The organism is Alloyangia pacifica, assembly GCF_900116195.1.
Classification (GTDB): Bacteria; Pseudomonadota; Alphaproteobacteria; order Rhodobacterales; family Rhodobacteraceae; genus Salipiger; species Salipiger pacificus.
Genome location: NZ_FOZW01000006.1, coordinates 194,775 through 218,602 on the forward strand (window position 1 = coordinate 194,775; position 23,828 = coordinate 218,602).

18 protein-coding genes and 1 tRNA gene are annotated in these 23,828 nt (G+C 67.5%); 12 read left to right on the forward strand and 7 right to left on the reverse strand.

What is annotated here, in order from left to right; all coding sequences use genetic code 11:
• Positions 1-390: 390 nt before the first annotated feature.
• Positions 391-1,578 carry a thiolase family protein gene (locus BM397_RS14180; protein ID WP_092425085.1) on the forward strand — a complete coding sequence of 396 codons (1,188 nt, stop codon included), beginning with the start codon at positions 391-393 and terminating at the stop codon, positions 1,576-1,578.
• A 64-nt stretch (positions 1,579-1,642) separates the two neighbouring features.
• Positions 1,643-2,290 carry an RluA family pseudouridine synthase gene (locus tag BM397_RS14185; protein WP_092425083.1) on the forward strand — a complete coding sequence of 216 codons (648 nt, stop codon included), beginning with the start codon at positions 1,643-1,645 and terminating at the stop codon, positions 2,288-2,290.
• 58 nt (positions 2,291-2,348) lie between these two features.
• Here BM397_RS14185 and BM397_RS14190 read toward each other — a convergent pair whose 3' ends face one another.
• Entirely contained in the window at positions 2,349-3,209 is an 861-nt protein-coding gene (locus BM397_RS14190; RefSeq protein WP_092425081.1) for an N-formylglutamate amidohydrolase, read from the reverse strand.
• Positions 3,210-3,368: 159 nt separating this feature from the next.
• Here BM397_RS14190 and BM397_RS14195 point away from each other — a divergent pair.
• Together BM397_RS14195 and ykgO are read left to right on the forward strand one after the other, a co-directional pair.
• A tRNA-Val gene (locus tag BM397_RS14195) sits at positions 3,369-3,443 on the forward strand.
• A gap of 80 nt (positions 3,444-3,523) precedes the next feature.
• Entirely contained in the window at positions 3,524-3,649 is a 126-nt protein-coding gene (gene ykgO / locus BM397_RS14200; protein ID WP_008884645.1) for a type B 50S ribosomal protein L36, read from the forward strand.
• 166 nt (positions 3,650-3,815) lie between these two features.
• On the opposite strand, the gene BM397_RS14205 is transcribed toward ykgO, so the two are convergent.
• From BM397_RS14205 to rpsA, 5 genes are all read right to left on the reverse strand, one after another.
• On the reverse strand, positions 3,816-4,484 hold the full coding sequence (locus BM397_RS14205) for a phosphoribosylanthranilate isomerase (RefSeq protein ID WP_092425079.1): 669 nt from the start codon (positions 4,482-4,484) through the stop codon (positions 3,816-3,818).
• A 120-nt stretch (positions 4,485-4,604) separates the two neighbouring features.
• On the reverse strand, positions 4,605-4,955 hold the full coding sequence (locus tag BM397_RS14210; RefSeq protein WP_092425077.1) for a LapA family protein: 351 nt from the start codon (positions 4,953-4,955) through the stop codon (positions 4,605-4,607).
• A gap of 5 nt (positions 4,956-4,960) precedes the next feature.
• Positions 4,961-5,242 carry an integration host factor subunit beta gene (gene ihfB / locus BM397_RS14215; protein ID WP_092425075.1) on the reverse strand — a complete coding sequence of 94 codons (282 nt, stop codon included), beginning with the start codon at positions 5,240-5,242 and terminating at the stop codon, positions 4,961-4,963.
• A gap of 268 nt (positions 5,243-5,510) precedes the next feature.
• Positions 5,511-6,200, reverse strand: coding sequence for a gamma-glutamylcyclotransferase (locus tag BM397_RS14220; protein ID WP_092425072.1), 690 nt, complete (start codon positions 6,198-6,200; stop codon positions 5,511-5,513).
• Between the two features lie 172 nt (positions 6,201-6,372).
• Positions 6,373-8,049 carry a 30S ribosomal protein S1 gene (rpsA, locus tag BM397_RS14225; RefSeq protein ID WP_092425070.1) on the reverse strand — a complete coding sequence of 559 codons (1,677 nt, stop codon included), beginning with the start codon at positions 8,047-8,049 and terminating at the stop codon, positions 6,373-6,375.
• Positions 8,050-8,555: 506 nt separating this feature from the next.
• Here rpsA and BM397_RS14230 point away from each other — a divergent pair.
• The 5 genes from BM397_RS14230 (at position 8,556) to BM397_RS14250 (ending at position 14,795) form a co-directional block, all read left to right on the forward strand.
• Positions 8,556-9,521 (forward strand): GAF domain-containing protein, encoded by a 966-nt coding sequence (locus BM397_RS14230; protein ID WP_092425068.1) that lies wholly within the window; start codon positions 8,556-8,558, stop codon positions 9,519-9,521.
• Positions 9,522-9,918: 397 nt separating this feature from the next.
• Positions 9,919-11,436 carry an aldehyde dehydrogenase gene (gene adh, locus BM397_RS14235; RefSeq protein WP_092425066.1) on the forward strand — a complete coding sequence of 506 codons (1,518 nt, stop codon included), beginning with the start codon at positions 9,919-9,921 and terminating at the stop codon, positions 11,434-11,436.
• A gap of 224 nt (positions 11,437-11,660) precedes the next feature.
• Complete coding sequence (locus tag BM397_RS14240; protein WP_092425064.1) at positions 11,661-12,353, forward strand: metal-dependent hydrolase; 693 nt, start codon at positions 11,661-11,663, stop codon at positions 12,351-12,353.
• 144 nt (positions 12,354-12,497) lie between these two features.
• Positions 12,498-13,499 carry a GT-B fold glycosyltransferase domain-containing protein gene (locus BM397_RS14245; protein ID WP_092425062.1) on the forward strand — a complete coding sequence of 334 codons (1,002 nt, stop codon included), beginning with the start codon at positions 12,498-12,500 and terminating at the stop codon, positions 13,497-13,499.
• 150 nt (positions 13,500-13,649) lie between these two features.
• Positions 13,650-14,795 carry a glycoside hydrolase gene (locus tag BM397_RS14250; RefSeq protein WP_092425060.1) on the forward strand — a complete coding sequence of 382 codons (1,146 nt, stop codon included), beginning with the start codon at positions 13,650-13,652 and terminating at the stop codon, positions 14,793-14,795.
• A gap of 221 nt (positions 14,796-15,016) precedes the next feature.
• On the opposite strand, the gene BM397_RS14255 is transcribed toward BM397_RS14250, so the two are convergent.
• Positions 15,017-15,742 (reverse strand): SIMPL domain-containing protein, encoded by a 726-nt coding sequence (locus tag BM397_RS14255; protein WP_245696076.1) that lies wholly within the window; start codon positions 15,740-15,742, stop codon positions 15,017-15,019.
• Between the two features lie 164 nt (positions 15,743-15,906).
• Here BM397_RS14255 and BM397_RS14260 point away from each other — a divergent pair, with 164 nt between their 5' ends.
• From BM397_RS14260 to BM397_RS14270, 3 genes are all read left to right on the forward strand, one after another.
• The gene (locus tag BM397_RS14260) at positions 15,907-18,705 is read left to right on the forward strand and encodes a hypothetical protein (RefSeq protein ID WP_092425059.1); all 2,799 of its coding nucleotides are present in this window, start codon (positions 15,907-15,909) and stop codon (positions 18,703-18,705) included.
• 105 nt (positions 18,706-18,810) lie between these two features.
• Positions 18,811-21,033: a glycine--tRNA ligase subunit beta gene (gene glyS / locus BM397_RS14265; protein WP_092425057.1), complete on the forward strand. Its 2,223-nt coding sequence runs from the start codon at positions 18,811-18,813 to the stop codon at positions 21,031-21,033.
• A gap of 151 nt (positions 21,034-21,184) precedes the next feature.
• Positions 21,185-23,749, forward strand: coding sequence for a putative PEP-binding protein (locus tag BM397_RS14270; protein ID WP_092425055.1), 2,565 nt, complete (start codon positions 21,185-21,187; stop codon positions 23,747-23,749).
• The last annotated feature ends 79 nt before the right edge of the window (positions 23,750-23,828 follow it).

Here is a 23,828-nt window from a genome sequence, read left to right on the forward strand (position 1 = left end):
AAGCACATCCCGTCCACGGACCAGCCACGGGCCGACTGCAGGCCGGCGCGCCGGAAGCGAACCGTCCTGTCACAGGCCATCCGGATGCGCGCGACCCGGTCCGCTACCGGCGACCCGCCGTGTACAGGCCCGCCACAACAGGCCGCCACGGGGGTGCGCTCGCCGAAAACCCAACAAGCAGGGTCATGTCCGGTCGTGACTCGCCCCTTGCTAGGTCGCGACGTCCCATCGCTCCGCCCGTCCGCCCGCCCGTCATGGCCGGCGACCGGACACGGGCCGTGTCCCCCAGGAACATTGTCTGCACGCCGCCAAGTGCCCATATTCTCGGGACGGTAGACGGCAATCCTTACCATTCGGTATTCAGGAGCCGCAGCCGAGGGAGGAGAGAGCATGCAGGATGTCGTGATCACCGGTGCAGCGCGCACCGCGATGGGTGGGTTCCAGGGGATGCTGTCAGGGCTTTCGGCCTCTGACCTGGGCGGCGCGGCGATCCGCGCGGCGCTCTCCGAGGCGGGGCGTCCCGCGGTGGACGAACTGCTGATGGGTTGCGTCCTGCCCGCCGGCCAGGGGCAAGCCCCGGCGCGGCAGGCGGGCTTCCGGGCCGGACTCGGCGAGGAGGTTCCCGCCACCACGCTCAACAAGATGTGCGGCTCGGGCATGAAGGCGGCGATGATGGCCTGGGACCGCATTGCGCTCGGCCAGGCCGGGGTCATGGTCGCGGGGGGAATGGAAAGCATGACCAATGCCCCCTACCTGCTGCCCAAGATGCGCGGTGGCGCGCGGCTCGGCCACGGCGAAGTGGTCGATCACATGTTTCTCGACGGGCTGGAGGACGCCTATGACAGGGGCGACAATGGCGGGGGCCGGCTCATGGGCACCTTTGCCGAAGACTGCGCCGAGGCGTTCCAGTTCACCCGAGAGGCACAGGACCAATACGCGCTGGCGTCCTTGTCCAATGCCCTCGACGCCGAGCGCAGCGGCGCCTTTGAGAACGAGATCGCGCCGGTCACCATTCACGCCCGCACCGGCGAGGAGGTGATCACCCGCGACGAACAACCCGCCCGCGCCCGGCCCGAGAAGATCCCGCACTTGAAACCCGCCTTCCGCCCTGGGGGCACGGTCACCGCCGCCAACTCCAGCTCGATCTCCGACGGTGCCGCGGCGCTGGTATTGACGACGCTCGGCGCAGCGGAGGCCTCCGGAGCCCTGCCCCGCGCCCGCATCCTCGGCCATGCCAGCCACGCCCAGGCTCCCGGGCTTTTCCCCACCGCGCCGATTCCCGCCACGCGGAAACTGCTCGAGCGGATCGGCTGGCGGCTGTCGGACGTCGATCTGTGGGAGGTCAACGAGGCCTTCGCTGTGGTGCCGATGGCCTTCATGAAGGAGATGGGCCTGCCGCGTGACGTGGTGAACGTCAACGGCGGCGCCTGCGCGCTCGGCCATCCGATCGGTGCCTCGGGTGCGCGCATCATGGTCACCCTGCTGAACGCCCTGGAAGCCCGCGGGCTGAAGCGCGGCGTGGCTGCGATCTGCATCGGCGGCGGAGAGGGCACGGCGATCGCCATCGAGCGGCTCTGACGGTGCGCCCTGCGGCGGCAGGGGGCCTTGCGGCCCCGCGCGTCCTTTGCCATGAGCACCGCCCATGAGCTCCGATTACAATCCCCCGCAGGGCGAGATCCCGATCCTTCACGCCGACCACGAGATCCTCGTGGTCGATAAGCCCGCCGGGCTGCTCTCGGTCCCCGGCAAGGGGCCGGAGCTGGCGGACTGCCTGATCGAACGCCTCAAGCAGGCCTTTCCGCAGGTGCTGCTGGTGCACCGGCTCGACCGCGACACATCGGGCGTCATGGTCTTTGCCCTGACGCCGCACGCGCAGCGCCACATCGGCCAGCAGTTCGAACACCGGCGAACGAAAAAGACCTACCTTGCCCGCGTCGCCGGGCGACTCGCGCCGAAGACCGGCCACATCGACCTGCCGCTGATCGTCGATTGGCCAAACCGGCCCAAGCAGATGGTCTGCCACGAGACCGGCAAGCCAGCGCAGACCGACTGGCGGGTGATCAAGGCCAGCGACGAGGAAACCCGGGTGCACCTGCTGCCGCTCACCGGCCGCAGCCACCAGCTGCGCGTGCACATGCTGGCGCAGGGGCACCCGATTCTCGGCGATCCCTTCTACGCGCCCGAAACCGCGGCCAACTATCCGCGTATGATGCTGCACGCCGAAGAACTGCGCCTGCGCCATCCGGACGGCGGCATGGGTCACACGTTCCGCGCCCCTGCCCCGTTCTGAGCGTTCGCTGATTCGGCCGGATGGGCCCCGACCTGCGGGCGTCCCGGCGGGAACGAGCTCACTCCGCCGCCACGCGCTGCTCGCGATGGCCGATGGCGGCAATCTCTGCGATCACCCCGCGCAACAGCCGCCGGAATGCGTGGAAATCGCCGCTCGGCTTGATCGCGGCCTCATCCATGTAGAGCGACCTGTCGATTTCGATCTGGATCGCGTGCTGGCGCCGCGAGGGGCGGCCGTAATGCATCGTGGTGAAGGCGCCTGCAAAGGGTGCATTGCGCGCCACCACGAGGCCGGCGCGCGTGAATGCCTGCTCCACCAACTCGACGATCTCCGGCGCCGCAGAGGCACCGAAGCGGTCTCCCAGAACGATCTGCGGTCGCGCGCTGCCCTTGCGCAGGACACTCTCCACCGCTTCGTGCGGCATCGAGTGGCAGTCAATCAGGATCGATTCGCCGAATTGCGCCTTGGCGCTGTCGAGCAGCGCCTGCAGGCGCGTGTGGTAGGGCTTCCAGTAGAGCCCGATGCGGCGCTCGGCTTCGGCCAGAGGCAGCTTACCGCAATAGATTGCGCGCCCGTTGGCCACGACCCTCGGCACAACCCCGAGGCCGCTGGCCACGCGCGGATTGTGGCCGGTGCGGCGCACCCCGTCGATCAACGCAGGATCCAGCTCGTCCGAAGCCCGGTTGAGGTCGACGAAGGCGCGCGGTGCCCCGGCGCGCAGCAGCGGCGCGCCGAATTGCGGTGCACAATCAACGAGCCGATCCACGAAAGCGTCCTCGGAAGATCGAATCAAGGTCTCGTCGAGAATGGTGCCGCGCAGAAAGCTCCACGGGTAATCGCGTCCCGAGTGCGGAGAGGCGAAAACCACCGCCGAACTGGGCGTTTCAGGCAGATCGAGGTGATAAGCGACTTTGGGCATCGGGGCTCCTTGCGAAAACAAGATAGCCTGAATCCTATTTCTGCCAAAAGCCCTTGATCCCCCCTCCGACTCCTTTTATAGAGCCCTCCACCGGCGCTGCTCACCGCGGACCTCGCCAGAGGGAAACGGAGCGAAAGCAAAGAAAAGCGCAGGCCATACGGGCGGTTAGCTCAGCGGTAGAGCACTACGTTGACATCGTAGTGGCCACTGGTTCGATCCCAGTACCGCCCACCATTATTCACCGCTTCGGGATACGTCCCGGGGCACAACGCAACGCCAGGCGCTCGCGCGCCGCGAAAGAGGAGAGACTTGATATGAAAGTCGCAAACTCGCTCCGCTCGCTCAAACAGCGCCATCGCGACTGCCGCGTCGTGCGTCGTAAGGGCCGCGTCTATGTGATCAACAAGACCCAGCGCCGTTTCAAGGCCCGTCAGGGCTAAACGAAGCGCAGGACTTGATCCGGCTGAGGGCCGCCCGCTTGGGTGGCCTTTTTGCTTTCTTGGGCCGCGCCGCAGCGGGCCCCATTCGTCCCGGCAGGAACACATGAGAAAGCCCCGCGCAATGCGCGGGGCTTTTCCATCTTCCGAGGCACGTTAGTGCCGAAACTCAGAGCCGGGGCACCGCAGGTTCAGCCCCCGCTGAATGCGCCGCGCGAACGAAGGCCCGAATCAGCTCCGGCGATTTTTCGCCGGGTCCGGACTCCACACCCGAGGAAACATCCAACTGACGCGCCCCGGTGCGCCGCACGGCCTCGGCGACATTCTCGGGCGTCAGGCCGCCTGCCAACATCCAGGGCACTGGCCAGCGGCGACCGGCGACAAGTCGCCAGTCGAAGGCCAACCCGTTCCCGCCCGGGAGCACCGAATCCTTCGGTGCCTTGGCATCGACCAGAAGCTGGTCTGCGACCTTGCCGTAGGCCTCCAGGGCCGGCAGATCTCCTTCCGAGGCCACCCCTACCGCCTTCATCACCGGCAGCCCGTAGCGGGCCCGAATCTGAGCCACACGCTCGACGCTCTCGGTGCCATGGAGCTGCAGCATGTCGACCGGCACCTCGGCGCAGATCTCGTCCAGGAGCGCGTCGTCCGCGTTCACCACTAATGCCACCTTGGCGAGCCCCACCGGAGCCGAAAGCGCCAGCGCCCGCGCCTGCGTGACGGTGACCGCTCGCGGGCTCTTGGGAAAGAAGACGAAGCCGGCGTAGCGGGCCCCGGCCTCGGCCACGACCGCCACGTCTTCGGGCGTGCGCAGCCCGCAAATCTTCACCTGGATGTCCATTCCGATCCTCTGGTTCGTTCAGAAGGTGCGGCCGTGATACGCCCTGCGCCGCGAATCGCAAGCAAAAGGGGGGCCATGCCCCCCTTCGCTTTCATCCGGTGATGCACCCTGACGGGCCGCTCAGGCGCTCTGGTCGAGAATCGCCAGCACCTCGTCCTTATCCTTGTCGCGCTCGTTCTGGGTCTTCTTCAGCTGGCGCTCCAGACGCTTCACCTCGGTCTTGCGCTGCGCGGCGGCGGCACGGTGCTTGTGCTCGCGCAGCCACTCCCAGACGAAGCCGATAAGCAGGCCCGCGATGATCCCGCCAAGAATGACGATGAAGACCGGAACGGTTGCCGAGTACTGGAAGTTCAGCAGCTCGGCCAGATCGGCCGGCAGCAGGTTAAGCGTCACCGGGCCGCGGTTGGCCAGAGACACGCAAATCAGCACCACGGCCAGCACGGCCCAGAAGGCGTAGCGAATGTATTTCATCGAGGTCACTTCCCGTTCAGTCGATCCCGCAGGAGCTTGCCGGTCTTGAAGAACGGCACGCATTTCTCCTCGACGTCAACGGCTTCGCCGGTGCGGGGGTTCCGCCCCTGCCTAGCATCCCGCTGCTTGACGGAGAAGGCCCCGAAACCGCGCAGTTCGACGCGGTTGCCATGGGCCATTGCCGATGTGATCTCCTCGAAGATCGTATTCACGATCCTCTCGACGTCACGTTGGTAGAGATGCGGGTTCTCCTCCGCGATCTTCTGGATCAATTCCGATCTGATCATCCTCGCCCATCCCTATTTATCGCGTTTTCAGCGCCTTCCCCCGTTGTACGACTTTTGCCGGCATCTCGCCAAACGGAAAGCGCACGAATCAGAGAAAAATCCATGAAAAGCAGCATATTGCGCGGCTTCATGCCGGTCTGAGGCCGATCAGGCCCATGCGGAGAGCCATTGCTGCAATGCGGCTAAGCCGCGCCGATGGGCGCGATTCGCTTCGGAAAATGGCCCGGAATGGGGCGATCAGGCTCTGCCAGGCGGCAATCTGCGACGCTCAATCCAGCGCGTCGATCTCTGCGGCGACCAGCTGTTGCAACCGCCACAGGCTGGGATCGTGAATTCCCTGCGCCGCAAGCGCCGTGACCGTCCGATGCAGGTATTCGGTGTTCGACCCGGCATGGCCGCAGGCCCGCGCGATCAGTGCCGCGGTTTGCTCCAGCGTAAGATCGGTCCGCAGCAACTCACCTTCCGGCGGCGCATAGAAGGTCAGCGCCCGGACATGTCCGGCACCCGCCTCGACATCGACCCAGGCATAGGAGGTGGCCTGCTCCTCGTAGGGCATCTCGCGGCGCACGAGCGCCGCCACCGCCTCCGCCACCTCGGTCTCGGCGACTTCCTGCAGCAATGCGGTGCACTCGCCACCCGGCAGCAGTGCCATCATCAGGCCAGGCGCCTCGGGTGTCCCGCGCCAGGAGGTCAGCTCGATGCAGAACGACCGGTGCCAGCCGAGCGCGCGACCCGACCGCGAGGCAACAGGGCGGAACTCGGGCTTCCACAGCAGCGAGCCATAGGCAAAAACATGCAACGGTCCCTCGGGGCGCTGCGCGAGGATTTCTCGTGCCTTGGCGTCGATCGCGTCGTCGTCGAGCCGGGTCCAGCCCCAGTGCTCGGCATCGTCGCCCTCCGGAATGTCGCGGAAGACGCGGTTCACATGGTCTTCGGTGAGATGCAGATCGGTATTCATGGGCGCAATATCGTCACGGCCGGAGGGGAGGTTCAAGGCACGGGGACGTCCTGCACAGCCCCCTGTGCGCGGCTGCTTGAAGAGCGGGCAGCCGCGCACAGGCGTGACACGCTGCGCCAAAGAAAAAGGCCCCGGTTTCCCGGGGCCTTCCTCATTCGTGCAAGCGCAGGGCTTACTCGTCGCGCTTCAGAGCTGCGCCGAGGATGTCGCCCAGCGATGCGCCGGAAGCGGAAGAACCGTACTGTTCCACGGCTTCCTTCTCTTCGGCGATCTCGCGTGCCTTGATCGACAGGCCCAGACGACGGGTCTTGCTGTCGATGTTGGTGACGCGGACGTCGAGCTTGTCGCCGACCGAGAAACGCTCGGGGCGCTGCTCTGCGCGGTCACGCGACAGGTCGGAGCGGCGGATGAAGGACTTCATGCCTTCGTATTCCACCTCGATGCCGCCATCTTCGATCGCGGTCACTTCGACGGTCACGATCGAGCCGCGCTTCACGCCGCCAACCGCGTCAGCGAACTTGTCGCCGCCGAGTGCCTTGATCGAAAGCGAGATGCGCTCCTTGTCGGTGTCCACTTCGGTGACAACGGCCTTGACCACGTCGCCCTTGCGGTACTCCTGGATGGCTTCCTCGCCGCGCTGATCCCACGACAGGTCCGACAGGTGAACCATGCCGTCGATCTCGCCGGGCAGGCCGATGAACAGACCGAACTCGGTGATGTTCTTGACCTCGCCCTCGACCTCGGTCCCTTCCGGGTGAGTCTCGGAGAACACTTCCCACGGGTTGCGCATGGTCTGCTTGAGGCCGAGCGACACGCGACGCTTCGCGGGATCGATCTCGAGAACCATGACTTCGACTTCCTGCGAGGTCGACACGATCTTGCCCGGGTGGACGTTCTTCTTGGTCCAGGACATTTCCGACACGTGAACCAGACCTTCGACGCCCGGCTCCAGCTCCACGAAGGCGCCGTAGTCGGTGATGTTGGTCACGCGGCCGGTGTGCACCGTGCTCAGCGGGTACTTCACGGCCACCAGATCCCACGGATCTTCCTGCAGCTGCTTCATGCCGAGGCTGATACGGTGGGTGTCCTTGTTGATCTTGATGACCTGGACCTTCACGGTCTCGCCGATCGACAGGATCTCGGACGGGTGGTTGACACGGCGCCATGCCATGTCGGTGACGTGCAGCAGGCCGTCGACGCCGCCCAGGTCAACGAACGCACCGTATTCGGTGATGTTCTTGACCACGCCGTCGACCGTCTGGCCTTCGGTGAGGTTGGCGATGACTTCCGCACGCTGCTCGGCGCGCGATTCCTCGAGGATTGCACGACGCGAGACAACGATGTTGCCACGGCGACGGTCCATCTTGAGGATCTGGAACGGCTGCTTGAGACCCATGAGCGGGCCGGCGTCACGCACGGGGCGGACGTCAACCTGCGAGCCGGGCAGGAAGGCAACGGCGCCGCCGAGGTCGACGGTGAAGCCACCCTTGACGCGGCCGAAGATCGCACCTTCGACGCGGGCGTCGTCGGCATAGGCCTTCTCGAGACGGTCCCATGCCTCTTCGCGGCGGGCCATCTCACGGCTGATCACGGCTTCGCCGCGGGCGTTTTCTGCTGCGCGCAGGTAAACCTCGACTTCGTCGCCGACCGAGATCTCGGGGGCTTCGCCGGGGTTTGCGAATTCTTTCAGCTCGACGCGGCCTTCCATCTTGTAGCCGACATCGATGATGGCCTGGCCCGCTTCGATCGCGATGACCTTGCCTTTAACAACGGACCCCTCTTCGGGGGTGTCCATTTCGAAGCTTTCGGAAAGGAGGGCTTCGAACTCCTCCATGGTTGCGTTTGCCATGTGGCGTATATGTCCTTTACATCGGTTTTGCTGGCCGGGTGGTTGTCTCCACCGGTCTTCGGATTGGTCTTTCGGGCGCTCCGCATATGACAAAGAGGGCCGGTTGACCGACCCTGCCCGTCTCTATGTCCGCGGCGTTGATTGCCTTGCTTGACGCGCGCGATATAGCCCCCAGGGCCCTGCAGATCAAGCGCGAACACCGTATTGCAGGCGCCGCCTCCGCCGAAAGCGCCAAGCTTGCCTGTCGCGCCATGCGTATTTTCAAAGAGAAGAAGCTGCCGCAGACCCCGACGACAGCTGCCTCCCTGCCCCGGCTTCCACATGGTCCAAATATCCCGGGGGAGCCGCAACGCGGCGGGGGCAGAGCCCCCGATCCCGCCGACCTCGGGTATGTGTGCCCCGCAAGGGCGGCGCCCCGCACCTCCGGCATTTCGCGTGGCTGTCACGAACGAAGGATTTGGCGCGCGCGGTGTTTGCTGTAACGTCACCCTCCGGAGGAGACCCGCATGACCCGATCCCGTCCTTCTGCCGATCGCCACGCCGCCCGCGTCGTCGAGACGGCGACCGACCCCGCCGCCGCGGCGCGCTCGCGACTGGCCGCCTCCTGGCGCCGCTCGCTGTCGCACTACGGGCTCGATCCGGCGCGGCAGGACGGGGTGCACAGGATCACCGAGACGGCTCTCGCCCAGCGCCGCGAACGCGCGGCACAACTCCTGCATATCGCCATCCCGAAACTCGACGCGCTCTACCAGATGGTCGGCAGCTCGGGCTGCGGCGTGCTGCTCACCGATGCCGAGGGGGTGGTGCTCGACCTGCGTGCCGGCTCGGGCGATCTTGGCGTTTTCCGGGCGTGGGGCCTCTGCCCGGGTGCCGACTGGTCCGAGGCCTCGGAAGGCACCAACGGCATCGGCACCTGCATCGCCGAGACGCGGCGGGTGGTGATTCACCGCGACGAGCATTTCCACGCCCGCAACATCGCCATGAGCTGCATGGATGCGCCGATCTTCGGCCCCGAGGGAGAACTCATCGGCGCACTCGACGTTTCCTCTGCCCGCGCCGACCAGACCGAAGCCTTCAATCGGCTGATCGCCGCCATGGTCGCCCAGACCGCGCGACAGATCGAGGCAGACGCCTTCCGCGCCGCCTTTCCCGAGGCACGCATCATCACCGCCGAGGCCGAGGACAGTGAGGCCTCGGTGCTGCTGGCGGTAGACCGCGACGACCTGGTGCAGGGGGCCACCCGCGCCGCACGGCGATCCTTCGGATTGGAAAGCAGCGGGCCGCTGATCGCGCGCCCGGCCAGCGACCTCTTCGGTCGCGAGGACGGCCCGTCCGGGTTCGAACGCGCCGAACGCGCCGCCATGGTGCGGGCGCTGGCGCGCGCCAAGGGCAACGTCTCGGAAGCTGCGCGCACACTCGGCGTCGGGCGGGCGACCTTCTACCGGCGGATGAAGAAGCTGGGGCTGTCGTAGAAAGCCGCCACTGCGCGGTGAACGCTTGCTGTCCGCCATGGAAGCCGGGCGAGCACCCGATCGCGGGCAGGCGCCTCGGCGCTTCGCTGAATGGCGATCACCTTTGCCCGCGCGCACTCCGCCGCAACAAGAAACAAATCGCGAGCCTGCGTCGCGGGTCCAAGCCATGTAGCTTTCTGCCCGGCGCGACCACGGTCGGCGCGAGGGCGCTCTCCCGTCGGCTTCGCGTCGAAACGGCACCGCACCCCTGCGCCGACATCGCAACCGCCCCGCACACCTGTCTCACCCCTGAGACAGTTCCGCACACCCGGCGTCTTCCCCCCGGCTGACGCGGCATCCGCCCGCCGCCACACTCCTCTCATACCCGGTGGAGGACCGGGACCAGAGGAGGACAAGCATGAACGAAATGACCCAGGTCGCGGCCGAGTACCAATCGCCGTTCCGCACCCGCTACGACAACTTCATCGGCGGCAAGTTCACCGCCCCGGTGAAGGGCCAGTATTTCGACAACATCACCCCGATCACCGGCGCCAAGGTCTGCGAGGTGGCCCGCTCCACCGCCGAGGACATCGAGTTGGCGCTCGATGCGGCCCATGCCGCCCGCGAGGCCTGGGGCAAGACCGCCGCCGCCGAGCGATCGAACATCCTGCTGAAGATTGCCGACCGCATCGAGGAGAACCTCGAGGTCATCGCCACCGCCGAGACCTGGGACAACGGCAAGCCGATCCGTGAGACCATGGCCGCCGACATCCCGCTCGCGGTTGACCACTTCCGCTACTTTGCCGGCGTGCTGCGGGCGCAGGAAGGCAACATGTCCGAGATCGACCATGACACCGTGGCCTATCACTTCCACGAGCCGCTCGGCGTGGTCGGGCAGATCATCCCGTGGAACTTCTCGGTTCTGATGGCTGCCTGGAAGCTCGCCCCGGCCCTCGCCGCCGGCAATTGCATCGTGCTGAAACCGGCCGAGCAGACGCCTGCGGCGATCATGGTGCTGATGGAATGCATCGCCGATCTGCTGCCAGACGGCGTGCTCAACATCGTCAACGGTATGGGCGCCGAGGTCGGCGCACCGCTGGCCCGCAGCCCGCGCATCGCCAAGATCGCCTTCACCGGCTCCACCGAGACCGGCCGCAAGATCATGCAGGCGGCGACCGAGAACCTGATCCCGGTAACGCTGGAGCTGGGCGGCAAGTCCCCGAACATCTTCTTCTCGGACGTGATGGCCGAGGATGACGCCTATCTCGACAAGGCGGTCGAGGGCTTCGTGCTCTTTGCCTTCAACCAGGGCGAGGTCTGCACCTGCCCGAGCCGCGCGCTCATCCAGGAAGACATCTACGAGGAATTCATCAAGCGCGCCATCGCCCGGGTCGAGGCGATCAAGCGCGGCGATCCGCGCGACATGGCGACGATGGTGGGTGCGCAGGCCAGCCAGGAGCAGCAGGACAAGATCCTCTCCTACCTGACCATCGGCGTCGAGGAAGGGGCAGAGGTGCTCACCGGCGGCAAGGCGGCGCAGATCGACGGGCTGGAAAACGGCTTCTACATCGAGCCGACGATCCTCAAGGGCCACAACAAGATGCGGGTCTTCCAGGAGGAAATCTTCGGCCCGGTGGTCTCGGTCACCACCTTCAAGGACGAGGCCGAGGCGCTCGCCATCGCCAATGACACGATGTACGGGCTCGGCGCCGGCGTCTGGACCCGCGACGGCACCCGCGCCTACCGCTTCGGCCGCAACATCGAGGCGGGCCGGGTCTGGGTGAACAACTACCACGCCTACCCCGCGCATGCGGCCTTCGGCGGCTACAAGCAGTCGGGCATCGGGCGCGAAACCCACAAGATGATGCTCGACCACTACCAGCAGACCAAGAACATGCTGGTCAGCTACAACCCCAACAAGCTGGGTTTCTTCTGATCAGCGCTCTCTGATCTCCCGGTATTCCGGGCGGCGCACCTGCGTATCCCACCCCGCGCGCGCCGCCCGGGGTCTGCCGGCCAGGCCCTCCCGCCTGGCCGGCAGTTCCCTTTCAGGGCCTGCGCCCTCCGGCACCCTTTGCGCCAAGCCTTCGCTTGCCCGTCATTTTTTGCGTGCTACCCTCCGCCCCAACTCAAGACTGACACGGCTCAGGAGGCACTCCCATGAACATCATCTGGCTCGGCCACGGCTCTTTCCGCATCGAGATCGAGGACCAGGTCCTGCTGATCGACCCCTGGGTCTTCGGCAATCCGGTCTTTCCCGAGGATCGCGCCGGAGACGCACTCGAAGGCGTGACGCAGATCCTCATCACCCACGGCCATTTCGACCACACCGACAACGCCGTCGAGGTCTCGCAGCGTACCAAGGCGCCGGTCTCCGGCATGGTCGAGCTTGCCGGCCAGCTGCACGGCAAGGGCGCGGTCGAGGGCCATGCCTTCAACAAGGGCGGTACGATCAGCTTCGGCGCAGTCACCGTCAGCATGGTGCCCGCCTCGCACAGCTCCTCGCTGCCCACCGACGAGGGTCCCAAGTATGCCGGCATGGAGACGGGCTTCATCATCAAGGGTGAAGGCAAGACCATCTATTTCTCGGGCGACACCGCGATCATGGCGGACATGGCCTGGATCGGGCAATACTACAAACCCGACATCGGCATCCTGAGCTGCGGCGGCTACTACACCATGGACATGGAACAGGCGGCCTGGGCGTCGAAGACCTATTTCGATTTCGACACGGTGATCCCCGGCCACTACCGCACCTTCCCGGCGCTGGAGCAATCGGCCGCCAAGCTCGCCGAGGGTCTGCCGGGCGTGCAGGTGATCGAGCCCGAGGTGATGTTGGCGATCACCCTCTGAGCCGCGCAACGGGAGCCGGGCGGGTAGCGCTCTGCTCCCGATAACACAGCTTTGCCCACCCGCAGTGCAGCCCGCTTCCGGGCGCGCGCCTTCCCGCCTATAGTCCAGCCAACACAGGACAACGGCAGGCAAAGGCCGGGCAGCATGGCAGGCACCACCGAGCGCACCTCCCCGCTCAACATCCTCATCGTCGGGCAGTCCGGGCGGCTGCAGTACGAGGCCGTGCTCTTCGCGCTCTCGCTGGATGCCGCCACGCCCGAGGGCCGCACCCGGCTCTTCGTGGCCGAACCGAAGCCCGGTCCGCTTTGGCCCAACGACCCGCGCATGTCGTCCGAGGCCTGCGACATCCTGCGCGACCTCGGCGCTGAGATCCTTCCTTTCACCAGCCGCCACTTCGGGCACGCCTATCCCTATGGCAACAAGATCGAGGCGCTCTTTGCGCTGCCGCCGGGCGAGCCCTTCGTCTTCTTCGACACCGATACGCTGATCACCGGCGATCTGTCCGAGGTGCCCTTCGACTTTTCCCGCCCCACGGCCTCGATGAACCGCGAAGGCACGTGGCCGAAGATCGAGCTCTACGGCCCCGGCTACACACAAATCTGGAAATCGCTCTACGACCGCTTCGGCCTCGACTTCGCGAGCTCGCTCGATCCCAGCTGGCCCGAGGAATACTGGCAGCACTACCTCTACTTCAACGCGGGCTTCTTCTTCTACGAATGCCCCCACCGCTTTGGCCGGCGCTTCCTCGAAATCGCGCTCGGCATCCGCGACGACCCCCCGAAGGCACTGGAATGCCAGAGCCTCGATCCCTGGCTTGACCAGGTGGCACTGCCGCTGGTCATCCACGGGCTCGGCGGCGGGCGCGACACGGTGCCCGACGGCATGCTCGACGGCAGCCACAGCTGCCATTACCGCGCCATGCCACTGCTCTACGCCCGCGAGAGCGACGAGCTGGTGGCATTCCTCGAAGCCATCGCCGCGCCCAACCGGGTGAAGAAGCTGCTGAAGGAGCACGAGCCCTTCCTGCGCTATATCTATCAAGGGCGCGGCGAAAAGGTGCGCGCCATGTTCGACCGGGACGACCTGCCCCGGCGCGAACAGGGCATCCGCAACCCAATCAAGCGCGCCGGGCTCTGGATGCGCTGACCCTCAGACGCTCTCGGCATCGCGCGCCACTGAAAGCCCAAGCGGCGCTGCATCGCTCTTCCGCGATTTTTCGCGCGCCCCGCAAAAGCCGGTCCGGGATCGCCACGACTCGTGGTACGTTGATATCAACTCATCTGAGGAGGAGACCCAATGAGCACCGCACCCACGCTTCTCGTCGGCACCACCAAGGGGGCCTTCGTGCTCAGCGAAGGCGATGACGGCTGGACCGCCGAAGGACCTTTCTGCAACGGCTGGCCGATCAACCACATGGCTGGCGATGCGGCGAGCGGCACCGTCTGGGCCGCCGGTGGCAACGAATGGTTCGGTGCCGGCGTTTGGCGCCGCAATGGCAAGGGCTGGGAGTTGTCGCGACTCGCCGGCGGACAGATGGACGAATGGATGGCCGCAGACCCGGAGCTTGCCGCGAAGCTCGGTGTCACGCCCGTCGGCCCCGCGCCCTTCACCGGACAACTGCAGGCGCTCTGGTCGCTGAAGGCGACACCGGGCCGGCTCTATGCCGGCGGCAAGCCTGCCGCGCTCTATTCAAGCAGCGACGGCGGCGAGACCTGGGAGGAGATCGAGAGCCTGCGCAAACACCCCTCGTCCGACGACTGGACCCCCGGCGCTGCGGGGCTGACCCTGCACACCATCGTCGCCGACCCGGCCGATCCGAAACGCCTGTGGCTGGCGATCTCTGCCGCCGGTGTCTTTGCCACCGAGGATGGCGGCGAGACCTGGGAGCGCCGCAACCGCCGCTCCAACGCCCCCGCGCATCCCAGCAGTCACCCCGCAGCGGGAGATGGCCACGAGACCGGTCACTGCGTGCACAACATGGGCCGCGCCGCCGGGGACGGCGACCTGCTCTACCAGCAGAACCACCACGGCGTGTACCGCTCCCGGGATGGCGGCCGCAGCTGGGACGAGATCACCGAGGGGCTGCCCTCGACCTTCGGCTTTCCCATCGGCCTGCACCCCAGCGATCCCGATACCATCTGGACCCTGCCACTCAACAGCGACATGGACGGCCGCTATCCCCCGGACGCGCAGGCCGCCGTCTGGCGCTCGCGCAATGGCGGCGAGACCTGGCAGGCCTGTCGCGAGGGGCTGCCGCAAAAGGGCTGCTTCTTCACGGTGCTGCGGCAGGCCATGGCGGTGGATGCCGCCGAGCCCGCCGGGGTGTTCTTCGGCACGAACTCGGGATCGGTCTTCGGCTCCTTCGACGAGGGCGACAGCTGGTCCGAGCTGGCGCGGCACCTGCCCACGGTGCTCTGTGTCGAGGTCATGCCTCGAAGCTGACCGGAGCGCAGCTTCGAGGTCGGGTCCACCTCAAGGACGCTGCACGGTGAGATTCGCCGCGCAAAGCCGCATCTGCTTCAGGCGGCGGTGCCGCGTCTTGCTGGGATGGCACGGATGTTTCCGCTGCGACCCGTGCTCTGTCACGGAGACCAGATGTCAGAAGAGCGCCACGCAAGTGCCTCCCGGGCCGCGAACCTGTCCGCAGCCCGGGAGTACGACCCCTACTCCGCCGCATCACCCAGTTCGAACACCATGGTCACCTGCGTGCTGATCACCGTCTCGCCGGCGGCAACCGGCACCGCCGAGGCGCGGGCCATTTCCATCATCGGCGCCGGGGCGTAGCCGCCGCCCGCCTCGGCAATCGAGATCACCGGGCCGAGCGCGACACCCGCCGCCTCTGCAAGCACCTTGGCCTTGTCCATCGCGTCCGCCACGGCGGCGCGGCGCGCGTCCTGCATCACCGGCTTAGGTTCTTGCAGGCCGAAGGTCAGGCCGGAAAGCTGGTTCGCGCCATCGTCGAGCACCGCCCCAAGCACCTCGCCGAGACGGTCAAGATCGCGTACCCGCACGGTCAGCCGGTTGCCGGCCTCGAAACCGGTGATGCCGCGCTCAACGCCGTCGTTGCCCCCCGACCACACCGGCCGCAGCGAAATATCCGAGCTCTGCCGGTCGCGCGCGGCGATCCCCATCTCGTCGAGCCGCGCCAGCAGCGCCTCGGCCACCCGCGACGCCTCGTCCATGGCGGCACCGGCCTCGGCATTCTCGGCTGTGATGCCCAGCGAGATGGTCGCCATGTCGGGCACCGTGGCCACCTCGCCTTCGCCGGTGACGGTGATGCGCGGCAGCGGTGCCTCCTGCGCCGAGGCCGCCAGCGGGGCGACGATCGGACCGATCATCGCGAGGCAGGTCGCGGCCATCAGCGTCGCGCGGCGGGGAATACTGGTCATGAGCACATCCTTTGGCTTGGAATTCCTGTCACAATGTCGGTAGGGAGCAGCGCAACGACAAGGGCAGCGAGCCCCGGTTCTTCCGCTGAGCAAACTCCTGCTGTAGGCTGCGCTCAGGGAGCCCGAGACTCCCATGGCTCCAAGAGCAGTGCTAGAGACCGCGCATGACACCAGATTTCGCGCTTTCGCTTTCATCCGACGGGCTTACCCTGCTGCGCCGCAAGGCCGGCGGCTGGCTCGCGCTGGCCGAGACAGACCTGTCGGCGGAGGCCTTCGACACGACCCGCGACCGCGCGCTCTCCGAGGATCCCGCGGGCGCGCAAGTCGCGCTGTTCCTGCCCAACGACCAGGTGCGCTACCTGGAAGTGCCCGATCCCGGCACCGAGTCCGCCCGCCGCGCCGCCCTCGAGGCCGCGCTCGACGGGACGACGCCCTATCCGGTGGACGCGCTGGTGCTCGACTGGTCGATCTCCGGCACCACGCTGCTCGGCGCCGCCGTGGCCCGCGAGTCGCTGGAGGAGGCCGAAGCCTTCCTGCGCGACCACGGATTCGACCCGGTGCTCTTCGCCGCCATCCCGCCCTCGGGCACCTTCCGGGGCACGGCCTTCTTCGGCCCCGCAGCGGGCTGGTCCGGCACGGCGCCCGAACGCCCGGGTAAGGTCGTGCTGCTGCCGCCCGAAGCTGCTGAAGAGGGCCACGAGGCGGGGGTTGCGGAAACCCTTGCAGACGGCGCTTCGTCAGAGCCCGCGTCCGAGCTTACAGAACAAGGCGTAGCTGCCGATGCCGCGTCTGCGCAAGACGAGGCGACCGCCGCCGAAACGTCGAGCGCCGCGGGCACAACCGACGAGCCTGTCGAGACTCCCGACGCCCCCGAGTCCTCCATTGCGCCCGAAAGCGCGCGGGCTCCTGCCGATCTTGCCCCCGAAGCGCCCGCGGCCGATGCACCGGTCCCAGATGCCACGCCGCCGGCGCCGGACGTCGCGCCCCCAGCTGCTCGGCCCGAGCCTGCGCCCTTCCCCGCCCCCCCGGCCCCGGCGGTCAGCGCCCCGACCGAGCTCCCGGCCAGCCCGAGCTTCAGCAGCGTCCGCGCCAGCCGGGCGCCTGCGCCGGCGGCCCCCGCCTCGGCGCCACGCCTCTCCATGGGGCGCGAGACTCCCGGCACGGCGCGCGCCGCCCCGGTGCCCGCGCCCGAGACCCGTCCCCCGGAAACCCCGGACCTGCGCGGCCCGGCCGAGGCCGCCCCCGTAGCGGGAACCAAACCTGCGAAGCGCAAGCCCTTCGGCTTCGGCAAGCGGCGCGACGGCCAGACCACCCCCGGCGCGGCAACCGCCGTCCCAGTGCCGCCCCCAGTGACAACCTCTGGGCGTCCCCCTGCGCGCACGCCCGTGCGGACCCCGCCCGAACCGGAAACCGGATCGGGCACCACCCAGGGCATCAAGCAAGTCACGCCGCGCCCACCGGTCTCGCAGCCCATCGCCCCCTCGGGCAGCGCACCGGTGTCGGGGCAAGCCCGAGTGGCCGCGCTGAGGCAAGAGGCCGAAAAAGGCGATGCCAAGGTCCGCAGCCGGCGCGGAGCCTCGCTGACCCCGGAGGAAGAACGCGAGCGGCTGACCGTCTTCGGAGCCCGCGACGGCCAGAAGGTGGGCGGCAAGCCGCGTTTCCTCGGGCTCATCCTTACCGTGCTTCTGCTGCTGTTCCTCGCGGCGGTCGCGGCTTTTTCGTCGGCTTTCCTCGGTGACGAGATCTCGCGCTTCTTCGCATCAGATCCCGCCGATGAGATCGCGCTTGCCGCACCCGAGACCATCGACGAGGCGGCCCCCTCCGAGGCCGCCGACACCGCCGCGCCCGAAGACTCCACCGAGGAAGAGGCCGACAGCATTCTGGCCGCGCTCGAGCTGCCACCCGCGGCCAGCGACGGCTTCGAGGACGTGCCGGCACCGCAGCCTACCGGGCGCAGCCGCATGAGCAACGAGGAGGCCGCCGCCAGCTACGCGGTCACCGGCATCTGGCAGCGCGCGCCGAGCGCCCCGGACAGGCCGCCACAGACCAATGCCGAGGATGTCTACGTCGCCTCCATCGACCCCGAGGTTCAGCAGTTCGACGCCGTCGCCCTGCCCGACCTCGACGCCGGCCCCCGCGACGACCTGAGCCTCGAGCCGGTGCGCCTGCCACCCGGTCCGGGTGTGCGCTTCGATCTCGACGACCGGGGACTGGTGAAGGCCACGCCCGAGGGCACGGTCTCGCCCGACGGGGTGCGCATCTTCACCGGGTTGCCGCCGCAGACCCCGCCGCTGCGCGATCCCGCACCCGAGGCTCAGCCCGGCACGCCCGAGGACGGCAACGCAAGCGCCGAGGAAGGTGCCGCAGCCTCCGACACGGGCGCGGCCTCCGACGAAGTCCCGACGCTCGACCCCGCCGCCGACCCCGCGCTCTCGGGCTTCCGCCCGCGCGGCCGCCCGGGCGACCTGATCGAGCAGACCGAGCGCGCGGTGCTGGGCGGCGTGTCGCTGGCCGAGCTCGAGCGGATGCGCCCGCAGATGCGCCCGCTCACCGCGCAGGAAGAGGCGCTGGCGCTCGACCTGCCGGTGACCGATCAGGCCATCGGCGCCTCGCTGACCCCGCTGCCGCGCCCGCGCAGCATGGAGGCGATCGTGCAGGAAGCGGTGAAGCAGGCGTCGAACGCGCCCGCTCCCATCGCCCCCGGGCCGAGCATCCCGCAGAACGCCAACGTGGCAAGGAGCGCGACGCTCACCAACCAGATCGACCTGCGCGAGATCAGCCTGATCGGCGTCTACGGCAAGGACTCGAGCCGCCGCGCGCTGGTCCGCCTGCCCTCGGGCAAGTACCAGAAGGTGCAGGTCGGCGACCGTATCGACGGCGGGCGCATCGCGGCCATCGACGAGGACGAGCTGCGCTACGTGAAATCCGGCCGCAACGTCGTACTGAAGATGCCGCGCAGCTGATCTCGGCCCGGCCCGCGCCGGCATCTGCCTTTCCTTCCCGCAAACGGCTGGACGCCAGCGCCTTACGGGTCTATCCCCGCATCCGAACTTTGCTTTGGTGAGACCATGCCCGACCTGCTGATCGAACTCTTTTCCGAAGAAATCCCCGCCCGGATGCAGACCCGCGCCGCCGAGGACCTGAAGAAGCTCGTCACCGACGGTCTGGTCGAGGCCGGCCTGACCTACGCGGGTGCCGCCGCCTTCTCGACGCCGCGCCGGCTGACGCTGACCGTGCAGGGCCTGTTGGCTGCTTCGCGCGCCACCCGCGAAGAGCGCCGCGGCCCCAAGGTCGACGCGCCCGAGAAGGCAATCGAGGGCTTCCTGCGCGGTGCCGGGGTGACCCGCGCGCAATGCGAGGAACGCGAAGACAAGAAGGGCAAGGTGCTCTTCGCGATCATCGAAAAGCCGGGCCGACCGGCCACCGAAATCGTCGCCGAGGTGCTGGAAAAGACCGTCCGCAACTTCCCCTGGCCGAAGTCCATGCGCTGGGGCGCGGGCAGCCTGCGCTGGGTGCGTCCATTGCATTCGATCATCTGCCTGCTCACCGACGAGCAGGGCGCCGAGGTCGTGCCCCTGGAAATCGATGGCATCAAAGCGGGCAAGAGCACGCGCGGCCACCGCTTCATGGGCGGCGAGGCCTTCGAGGTCAGCTCTTTCGACGACTACGAAGCCAAGCTGAAGCGCGCCAAGGTGGTACTGAACCCCGCCGAGCGCGCCGACACCATCTGGCATGACGCCACCAACCGCGCCTTTGCCGCAGGTCTCGAGGTGGTGGACGACCGCGGGTTGCTGGCCGAAGTGGCCGGGCTGGTCGAATGGCCGGTCGTGCTGATGGGCGAAATCGGCGAGGACTTCCTGCAGCTGCCGCCCGAGGTGCTGCAGACCTCGATGAAGGAACACCAGAAGTTCTTCTCGGTGAAGAATGCTGCGTCCGGGCAGATCGAGCGCTTCGTCACCGTGGCGAACATCGAGACCGCCGACGACGGCGCGACCATCCTCGCCGGCAACCAGAAGGTGCTCTCGGCCCGCCTGTCGGACGCCAAGTTCTTCTGGGAGAACGACCTGCGCGTCGCCAAGTCCGCCGGGCTCACCGCCTGGACCGAGCGCCTCGGCAACGTCACCTTCCACAACAAGATGGGCAGCCAGAAGGCCCGCATCGAGCGCATCGCCGCGTTGGCGCGCGAGATCGCGCCCATGGTCGGGGCCGATGCCGCGCTGGCCGAGCAGGCCGCGCTGGTGGCCAAGGCGGACCTGTCGTCCGAAATGGTGTACGAATTCCCCGAGCTGCAGGGCCTGATGGGCCGCTACTACGCCGAGGCCGCCGGCCTGCCGACCGAGGTGGCCGCCGCCTGCCAGCAGCATTACTCGCCGCTCGGCCCGTCCGACGACGTGCCGACCGCGCCGGTTTCCGTGGCCGTGGCGCTGGCCGACAAGCTCGACACGCTGACCGGCTTCTGGGCGATCGACGAGAAGCCGACCGGCTCCAAGGACCCCTTCGCCCTCCGCCGCGCCGCGCTCGGCGTGATCCGGCTGGTGCTGAACAACGGCCTGCGCCTGCACCTCGACCGGCTGATCGACGCGCAACTGCTGCGCCACAAGATCAACCCCGAGGGCAAGCACGAGGAGGCGCTGCGCGACGCGGTGCTGAAAGAGATCGCCCATCACGGCGTGTTCGGTTCGGCCGTGCGCGCGGTGATCGACCAGATCGAGGGCGACTCCCCGGAGTGGATCCAAGAGGTCGAGAACCACTCGGGCGACCTTAGCGACGACCTGCTGGCCTTCATCCATGACCGCCTGAAGGTGCACCTGCGCGACGAGGGCATCCGCCACGACGTGATCGACGCCTGCCTTGCCATGCCGAACCGCGACGACCTCGCGCTTCTGGTGACCCGCGCCACGGCGCTGAGCGAGACGCTGGCGACCGAGGATGGCGGCAACCTCGTGCAGGGCTTCAAGCGCGCCAACAACATCCTCACGCAGGCCGAGGAGAAGGACGGCGTTGAATACAGCTTCGGCGCCGATCCCAAGTTCGCCGAGAGCGACGAGGAAAAGGCGCTCTTCGCCGCGTTGGACAAGGCCGAGGCCGAAATCAAGCCCGCAATGGAGAGCGAGGACTTCGCCGCGGCGATGGCCGCCATGGCCGCGCTGCGCGGACCGATCGACGCCTTCTTCGAAGCGGTGCAGGTGAACTCGGACAACCAGGTGGTGCGCCGCAACCGCCTGAACCTGCTGTCGCGGATCCGCCAGATCTGCCTGCAGGTGGCCGACCTCACCCGCGTCGAGGGCTGACCATTTCCGCCCCGGCCCGCGGGCCGGGGCGATCATTCCGGTACCGGTGCCCCTCGTTACGCCCCGTCATGGCACCGGGCCTTTCAAAAGGTATTAGTGCGGTACACCCTTTTCGGGATATGCTGCATTGCGGAGAAACAGGGGCCCCGTCATGCCCGACACCTACCGGAAAGACATGCAGGCCGATGATCCGCATGTCACGCTCATCACCCCCTCGGCGCCGATCGCGACGCCGAGCCACGGCGGTCGTGCGAAATGCTTGCAGCGGCTGGTGCGGCTCGAACTGCCGGTGCCGCGCACCGTTGCGCTCAGCTTCGACACGGTGCACCGCATTGCCCAGGGAGAGGTGCCCCCGCCCGCGCTGATCCTCGGCCAATTCGCGCCCGGCACGCTGCTCTGCGTGCGCCCGTCTTCGGAGGACCCCGACTGGGGCGGTCCGGGCTCGGTGCTCAACATCGGCATGAATGATGCCACCTTCGTCGAATATTCCGACCGCATCGGGGCCGAGGCCGCCTCGGCGCTCTACATGCGCTTCGTCACGGGCTACGCAATCCATGTGGCGCGGCTCGACCCGGACGTCTTCGAAGAGATCGACACCACCGGCCAGCAGGGCCTGTCTGATGCGCTGCGCGCCTACGAGGAAGAGGCCGAGGAACCCTTCCCGCAGGACCCCGCGGTTCAGCTGACTGCCGTACTGCGTACCATGGCCCGTGCCTGGGAGGGCACCACCGCCCGGCTGCTGCGCCAGGCCAAGGGCGCGCCGGTTGATGCCGGGCTCGGGCTGATCGTGCAGGAGATGGCGCTGGGGCTCGGAACCGGCGAATGCGGCTCCGGCGTGCTGCAATTGGTGAACTCCGACACCGGCCTGCCGCAGATCACCGGTCGCTACATGCACCAGAGCCAGGGCCGCGAAGCGCTTCGGAACGAGAGCAAGGCGCTGTTTCTCGAGCGCGATCCGCGTGGGCCATCGCTCGAAGAACTGGCGCCGGAGGCCTTCGAGCAGCTCAAAGCGCACGCGCGGTTGATGCGCCAGCGCTTGCGCGCCGAGATGCAGATCGAATTCACCATCGAGAATGGCAGGGTCCATATCCTTGACGGGGTGCGCGTGAAGCGCTCGCCCCGCGGCGCGCTGCGCATCGCCGTGCGGCTTGCCGAGGACGGCATCATCAGCCGCGAGGAGGCGCTGATGCGCGTCGAGCCGCGCGGGCTTTCGGAACTGCTGCACCGGCAGGTCTCGCCCGAGGCAGAGCGCGACGTGATCGGCCGCGGCGTGGCCGCCTCGCCCGGCGCCGCCACGGGCAAGATCGTCTTCAACGCCGCCGAGGCGCAGGCGTCCGCCGCACGCGGAGAGCCTTGCATCCTTGTCCGGCGTGAAACCTCGCCCGAGGACGTGCGCGGCATGCATGTGGCTGCGGCGGTTCTGACCGAGCGCGGTGGCATGACCAGCCATGCCGCGGTGATCGGCCGCGGGCTTGGCCTGCCGTCGGTCGTCGGCGCTGCCAACATGGGCTTTCGACTGAACGACAAGCTGTTGATTTCGCAGGATGGCCGCCGCTTCCGCGAAGGTGACACGATCACCGTCGACGGCACCTCGGGACAGATCCTCGCCGGCGCTCCGGCAATGGTCGAGGCGGCGCTCGACGATGCCTTCCGAACCTTCATGTCCTGGGCCGACGACGCCCGCGACATCGGCATCCGCGCCAATGCAGACACGCCCGCCGATGCCGCCACCGCGCGCAATTTCGCGGCGCAGGGCATCGGCCTGTGCCGGACCGAGCACATGTTCTTCGAGGCGGAACGCATCACGCCCATGCGCGAAATGATCTTCGCTGACAGCCCCGATGACCGAAAGGCCGCCTTGGCCCGGCTCATGCCCATGCAACGCGCGGATTTCACTGAACTCTTCCGCATCATGGAGGGGATGCCCGTCTGCATCCGCCTGTTCGACCCGCCCCTGCACGAGTTCCTGCCGACCGATCGCGCCGGGCTGCGTGATCTGGCCGAGGCGCTGGACCTGCCGGTCAGCGACGTGACCCGCCGCGTCGAGGCGATGGGGGAATACAATCCGATGCTTGGCATGCGCGGCGTGCGGCTCGGCATTGCGGTCCCCGAGATCTACGACATGCAGGCCCGTGCCATTTTCGAGGCGACGATCGACGCCTCGAAGGATGGCGCGCCGGTCGAGCCCGAGATCATGCTGCCGCTGGTCTCGGCGATGAAGGAAGTCGAGCTGGTGAAAACCCGCATCGACGCCGTTGCCGCGGCGGTGCGCAACGAACGGGGTCGCGACTTCGACTATTCGCTCGGCGTCATGGTCGAGACCCCGCGCGCCTGCCTGCGCGCCGATGAGATCGCGCAGCACGCCGACTTCATGTCCTTCGGCACCAACGACCTCACGCAGATGACCTACGGCCTGTCGCGCGATGATGCCGGGCGCTTCATGTCGCACTACGTGCAGCAGGGTGTCTTTGCCGAAGACCCGTTCCACCGGCTCGATCCAGACGGGGTCGGCGAGCTGATCAAGATCGGGGTGGAGCGCGGGAGACACGGTAACGGAGGAATCATGCTCTCGATTTGCGGCGAGCATGGCGGCGACCCTGATTCGATTGCATTCTGCCGAGAGGCCGGAATCGACTACGTGAGCTGCTCTCCGTTCCGCGTTCCGGTTGCGCGACTTGCCGCTGCGCAACTCGCGCTAAAAGAGAGGATCGGGTAAAAAAGGCCGATTTTCGCCTAAAATCCGCCGTTTTCCACAAGGGATGTGGGCGCTCTACTTTTGCGCGTTTTTACGCGGG